The 6,201-nt window shown below is 36.4% G+C and carries 7 protein-coding genes; all 7 read left to right on the top strand.

Annotation, left to right across the window (positions count from 1 at the left end):
* Positions 1-354: 354 nt before the first annotated feature.
* The 7 genes from rsmD (at position 355) to HNQ37_RS06170 (ending at position 6,134) form a co-directional block, all read left to right on the top strand.
* Complete coding sequence (gene rsmD, locus HNQ37_RS06200) at positions 355-900, top strand: 16S rRNA (guanine(966)-N(2))-methyltransferase RsmD (protein WP_183540364.1); 546 nt, start codon at positions 355-357, stop codon at positions 898-900.
* On the top strand, positions 860-1,393 hold the full coding sequence (gene coaD, locus HNQ37_RS06195; protein ID WP_183540362.1) for a pantetheine-phosphate adenylyltransferase: 534 nt from the start codon (positions 860-862) through the stop codon (positions 1,391-1,393). The genes rsmD and coaD overlap by 41 nt, the downstream gene beginning before the upstream one ends.
* Complete coding sequence (locus tag HNQ37_RS06190; protein ID WP_414672538.1) at positions 1,383-2,444, top strand: SepM family pheromone-processing serine protease; 1,062 nt, start codon at positions 1,383-1,385, stop codon at positions 2,442-2,444. Before coaD ends, HNQ37_RS06190 begins: the two co-directional genes overlap by 11 nt.
* 158 nt (positions 2,445-2,602) lie before the next feature.
* Positions 2,603-2,824 (top strand): glutaredoxin-like protein NrdH, encoded by a 222-nt coding sequence (gene nrdH / locus HNQ37_RS06185; protein ID WP_183540360.1) that lies wholly within the window; start codon positions 2,603-2,605, stop codon positions 2,822-2,824.
* A gap of 185 nt (positions 2,825-3,009) precedes the next feature.
* Entirely contained in the window at positions 3,010-5,298 is a 2,289-nt protein-coding gene (gene nrdE, locus HNQ37_RS06180) for a class 1b ribonucleoside-diphosphate reductase subunit alpha (protein WP_183540358.1), read from the top strand.
* Positions 5,299-5,336: 38 nt separating this feature from the next.
* Positions 5,337-5,798 (top strand): class Ib ribonucleoside-diphosphate reductase assembly flavoprotein NrdI, encoded by a 462-nt coding sequence (nrdI, locus tag HNQ37_RS06175; RefSeq protein WP_183540356.1) that lies wholly within the window; start codon positions 5,337-5,339, stop codon positions 5,796-5,798.
* A gap of 12 nt (positions 5,799-5,810) precedes the next feature.
* The gene (locus HNQ37_RS06170) at positions 5,811-6,134 is read left to right on the top strand and encodes an ATP cone domain-containing protein (protein ID WP_183540354.1); all 324 of its coding nucleotides are present in this window, start codon (positions 5,811-5,813) and stop codon (positions 6,132-6,134) included.
* Positions 6,135-6,201 lie beyond the last annotated feature (67 nt).

The following is a 6,201-nucleotide window of genomic DNA, read 5'->3' as shown; positions in this document are numbered from 1 at the left end:
AGACTTGGATGAATTGTTATCCAAGAAAAATGTTCAAGTATCAGACACCATTTCAGATGTATCGGGGTGGCTAAATTAAATTTGCAATTTGCCTTTGAAATTTGATAGTTTATTTATTTTTAATTTTTGAACTTTTTGAGCGGTATCGCATTGAATAAAGGTATCTTTAAGGTAAAGTTGTTGGGCTAGTTTAATTATCAAACTGCAAAATTTATCCTTGTGCCCTACTTGGAGGTCATCATGTAGGAACAGTGAAACTTTTATTTTAGAAAGAGCAATCTTCATTTTACAGTATTGCTCTATTTAGTATAAAAGAGAGGTTTATTGCGTTTAAGATTTTGCTATAATTATGAAATGAGAATAGTTGCAGGAAAATATGGGGGAAGGCCCCTAAAGAGTCTAGAGGGAGCGACTACTAGGCCAACAACTGATAAGATTAAAGGGGCAGTTTTCAATATGCTGGGGGGCTTTTTTTCAGAAGGAAGAGCTTTAGATCTTTACGCTGGTTCGGGTGCTCTAGGAATTGAAGCGGTATCGCGAGGCTGTAATTTCGCTGTTCTGGTTGAAAAAGATTTTCGGGCTCAAAAAATCATTGAAGAAAATATTGAAATGACAAAAGAGAATGAAAATTTTCAACTTATTAAAAAGCCAGCAGAAATCGCTATTGAAAACCTAACAGGAAAATTTGATTTTATTTTTCTTGACCCACCTTATGCGAAAGAAATGATGGTTTCTGACATTCAAAAAATGTCTGAAAAAAAACTTTTTACGAAAGACGTTTTAATTGTTTGCGAAACTGAGAAAACTACAGGCTTACCTGAAAAAATTAACTATTTAAAGATATGGAAACAGAAAACTTATGGAATCACAAAAATTACAATCTACTCAAACTCAAACTAATTTTAATGTTAATAAAAAAATTGGCCTCTTTACAGGAAGTTTTGACCCAATGACCATGGGACATTTGGATATTATTGCACGTGCTTCAAAACTTTTTGATAAACTTTATGTGGGAGTCTTTGATAATCCAAGTAAGAACTACTCTTTTTCGGTGAATGAACGTTCAGCTCTTATTAAGGAAAATCTACAGGAATTTAAGAATGTCGAAATTATCACTCATTCAAGTGATTTGACTGTCAATGTTGCCAAAAAGTTCAAAGTGACGGCGCTGGTGAGGTCTGTCCGGTCTATTTCAGACTTTGACTACGAAGCTAATATGATTTATTTTAACCACGAAATGACAGGTGTCGAAACGATCCTTTTAGTGGCAAAGCCAGAACTAGGCATGATTTCATCAAGTCGTGTGAAAGAGTTAGTCGCCTATGGTGTTGATATCAGTAAATATGTCCCTAAAAATGTTGCGCACAAATTAAAGGAAAAATATGTTAAATGATAATGAATTGATGCAAGTCCTTGATAAGAAAAAAAGATTTACAAAAATCTTTTTAGCGATTGTTTTACCAATCATAATACTGGTCGTGGGGTTAATCTATCTTATCATTCCCCGTCCTTACTACATTGAGAAACCTGGAGTAACATTGCCTCTCTCAGGAATGGTGAAAGTTGAAGGGAAGTCTGCTGAAAAAAAGGGAAATTTTTATCTAACAGCTGTCACAGTTATGCCAGCAAATAATGCCCTCATGATTGCTAGCCATTTTGATTCTTTTTCAGAGATTATTTCTGATAAAGATATGACGGGTGGGCTGAATAACCAGCAGTATAATTTAGTCAATCAGTATTACATGGAAACAGCTCAAAATATGGCAATCTATCAGGCTTTTAAATTAGCAGATAAAGCATATAGCCTTGATTATCAGGGAGTTTATGTCTTATCAATCACGGATAACTCAACTTTCAAAAAAGATTTGCAAATATCAGATACTGTGACGGCTGTAAACGGCAAGAGCTTTAAGTCTTCACAAGGGATGATAAACTATGTGGCAAGTCAAAAAGTTGGTGATCCAGTAACAATTGAAGTGACTAGAATTGACGGTGTCAAGCATAGCTTTAAGGGAAAATATATCAAATTATCAAGTGGAAAAACAGGCATTGGAATTGGCTTGGTAGATCACACAAAAGTTAAGACGGATCCAGCCGTTAAAATTGATGCAGGTTCAATAGGTGGTCCCTCTGCTGGGATGATGTTTACCCTTGAGACTTATGATCAGTTGACAGGGAATCAACTTTTGCAGGGACGTTCTATTGCAGGTACGGGTACGATTGAAGAAGATGGCTCTATTGGACAAATTGGAGGGATCGACCAAAAAATTGCTTCAGCCAGTAGAAGTGGCGCAACTGTCTTCTTTGCTCCAGATTCTGGGACGAAAAAGGAATTAACAAATAATTATTTAGGTGCACTATCTGCTGCAAAAAGACTCAAAACAAAGATGAAAATTATTCCAGTCAAGAAAGTTCAAGACGCCCTAGATTACTTGAAAAAATAGACTTTACATAACTATATATGCGCTGAATTACAATCATTTATAGAAAAGAGTACTATATATAGTACTCTTTTCTTGTAAAAAAAACTAAATGTGGTAGAATTTATTTACAACACTTTAATAGAAAAGAAATATAGAAATATATATCAGAGGACACAATTATGGTAAATGTATTTTCCAAAAACAATTGCATGCAATGCAAGATGGTCAAGAAATATCTTGACGAACACGGTATCGCCTACGTTGAGCACAATATTGAGAATGAGCCAGAATATCGTGATTATGTTGTGTCTCTTGGATATAAGGCAGTCCCTGTTGTTGAAACAGCTGCTGGAGAAAGCTTCTATGGTTTTCGCCCAGATCAGTTAAAAGCTCTCGCATAAATTTTTAACTCAATTTTTTTAAAAAATACCTGACCTTTTGCTGGATTGGATAAATCGGTGCTGAAGGTCTTCGTTTTCTTTTTAAGTTAAATTTAAAAACAGCCTGAATGTTCTAATTTTTAATTGTTCGTAAAGATCAAATCAAAAATGAACATCTTATAAAAATTATTTGTGAAAGATAAAATATGAGTCTAAAAAATATAAAAAATCCGACCTATTTTGAGCTAAACAATCAAATCAATATTCCAGTAAATGGGCAAATTCCACTTCATAAGGATAAAGAAGCAATAGTAGCCTTTTTAAAAGAAAATGTTTCACCTAATCGGGCCTTTAGCTATTTGAATAAAAACGTCATTGTTAATGGAGAGTGGGCTGAATCTGGTCACACCAACCTTGAAGCTGGGAAAAAGTTATCTTACTATGAAAAGCTTAAGTGGATGATTGAAAAAGACTATTATGAGTCAGAATTCATTTACAATTACCAACCAGAGTTTATAGAGGAACTCCGTTTCTGGCTAGCAGAACAGAATTTTACCTTTTTATCTTTTATGGCAGCCTACAAGTTTTACAAACAATATGCGTTGAAGACTAATTCTAATGACTACTATTTGGAAGACCCAGAAGATCGTGCACTAATGAATGCTCTTTATCAGGCCAATGGTGACGAACGATTAGCACGGGATATTGCTCGTGTCATCATCAATCGTCGCTATCAACCAGCCACACCCACTTATGCTAACAATGGTCGTGCTCGTCGTGGTGAGTTTGCCTCATGCTTTATCATCCAAGTTCAAGATAATATGTCTGACATCGGTCGTAGTATCACAAATGCGCTACAACTTTCACGTAAGGCAGGTGGGGTTGGATTGATTTTAGGTAATCTCAGATCAGCAGGGTCTCCAATTAAGAAGATGGATGGTTTAGCATCAGGAATTTTACCTGTTATGAAACTTTTCGAAGACAGTTTTTCTTACTCAAATCAATTGGGTACACGCCCAGGAGCTGGTGTGGCTTATTTGCCAGTTTTTCATGCGGATGTCATAGACTTTTTATCTGCTAAAAAGGAAAACGCTGACGAAAAAGTCCGCTTGAAGACTTTGTCACTTGGCTTGACTGTGCCTGATAAATTCTATGAATTGGCGAAAGCTAATGCTAAAATGGCAACTTTCGACCCTTACTTTGTAGAAAAAGAATTAGGTATGCCCTTCACTTATGTTGACATTGATAAAGAGTATGATCACTTGGTTGATTTGTCTAAAGAAATTGATTCAGAAACTGGAATGCCCAAAATTCGTGTGAAATGGCTTGAAGCGCGTGCCTTAGAACAGGCGATATCGGAGCTTCAACAAGAATCAGGCTATCCTTATATCATCAATATCTCAACTGTAAATAAAGTGAATCCGATTGCTGGGCGTATTTTAGGCTCTAACCTTTGCTCAGAAATTCTTCAAATTCAGACGCCTTCAGTTTTGAATGAAGAACAAGAGTATACAACCTTGGGACAAGATATCGTCTGCAACCTTGGTTCAACAAATATCATCAATATGATGGATTCGGGTGCAGACTTCGGGCAAGATATTATTGCGATGGTAAAGGGGTTAACTTTCATTTCAGATGCTTCAAATCTATCATTTGTTCCAACAATTGATAAGGGCAACAAGATGAATCATGCAATTGGTCTTGGCGCGATGGGACTTCATTCATATTTGGCCGCAAACCATATCCAATACGAGAGTCAAGATGCAGTTGATTTTACTGGTTTATATTTTCTCTGCCTCAATTATTATAGTTTGATGGGCTCAAATATTGTGGCCCAAGAGCGTAAAGCAACTTTCCATAATTTTGAAAATTCTTCTTATGCCTCTGGTGAATACTTTGATAAATACTTGACTACTGATTACCTTGGAAAAGTTTCAAACCGCATTAAAGAGCTCTTCAAAGATATCCACATTCCAACTCAAGAAGATTGGGTAGAGCTCAAGCAACTTGTCCAAGAGCATGGTCTGTTTAACTCTTATCGTATCGCTTTGGCACCGAATGGATCCATTTCATACGTGAATGACTGTTCGGCTTCTATCGCACCAATTATTAATCGCATCGAAGAACGTCAGGAAGGGCAGGTGGGGAAACTTTATTACCCTGCTTTTGGATTGACAACAGACACAATTTCTTACTATAAATCAGCTTATGAACAAGATATGCGTTGGCAGATCCGTATTTACGAGGCAGCCACCGAGCATACAGATCAAGGCCTTTCAATGACGATGTACCTTCGATCTGACTTCACGGAATATCCAGACTTGTATGAGTGGAAGAAGGGAGATACGACAAAGCTAACTACACGTGATCTTTCAATCTTGCGTAACTTTGCGTGGCATCACCAAATTAAATCAATGTATTATACAAGACAATATACAGCTGACACAGATAAAGAACATGGTGGTGCAAATGAGTGCGAAAGTTGCATGATTTAAGAAGATACCTTCTTTTAGAATCGGAGTAAAATAGGATTATGAAAATTGTCTATTTCTCAATCACTGGGCAGACACGCCGTTTTATAAAAAAACTAGGTCTTTCTGAAGATACTTTTGTTGAAATCACACAGGATTATCCAGATATTGAAATGGCTCAACCCTTTATTTTGATCACACCAAGCTATGCAGAGGAGTCACCTACCCAACAATGTTCACAGGATGTTATGAATCCAGTCTTTGAATTTATGGCAACAGGTGTTAATCGTACCCTTTGTAAGGGAATCGTGGCTTCTGGGAACCGTAACTTTGCGGGACTTTATATTTATACTGCAAAAGAGCTTTCAGCACAATATCAGATTCCGATTGTGTATGATTTTGAAATGAACGGAACTACATCAGATGTAGAAGCTTTAAAATCAGTCTTTAAAAGATTGTCGGATGGAGCCAAACTGCTCGTATCAGAAAAACAAATGTATAGAGAACACTTAGAGCAAATTTAAGGAGCACATAGGGTGGTAAAACAAATTATCAAGCGTGATGGTCGCGTGGTTGACTATGACATAAAGAAAATTCAAGAAGCAGTCTTTAAGGCTGCTTACTATGGAAAAGTAAATGGTGAATTTATTGGGGCCTATCATGTCAATCCAGTTAAAGCTAATCGTCTTGCAAATGATGTGGCTACGCTCGTTAATCAAGATATCATGAATGTGAAAACTGATAAACTTGACATTGAAGAAATTCAAAATATGGTAGTTAAACACTTGAATGTTTTGTCTAAATTTGTTGGTCTGGCCTATTTGAGCTACAAGACTCAAAAAGCAATAGAACGTGGATAAGTTCTTGAATCCAAAAAATTAGAGCAAAAAGAAAGAGGTTGACGACATGTCATTTAAGAAAACAAAC

It is taken from the genome of Lactovum miscens, from assembly GCF_014202895.1.
Lineage (GTDB): Bacteria > Bacillota > Bacilli > Lactobacillales > Streptococcaceae > Lactovum > Lactovum miscens.
Note: the sequence above shows the minus strand (reverse complement) of the source record. Positions and strands in the feature narration are given on the sequence as shown.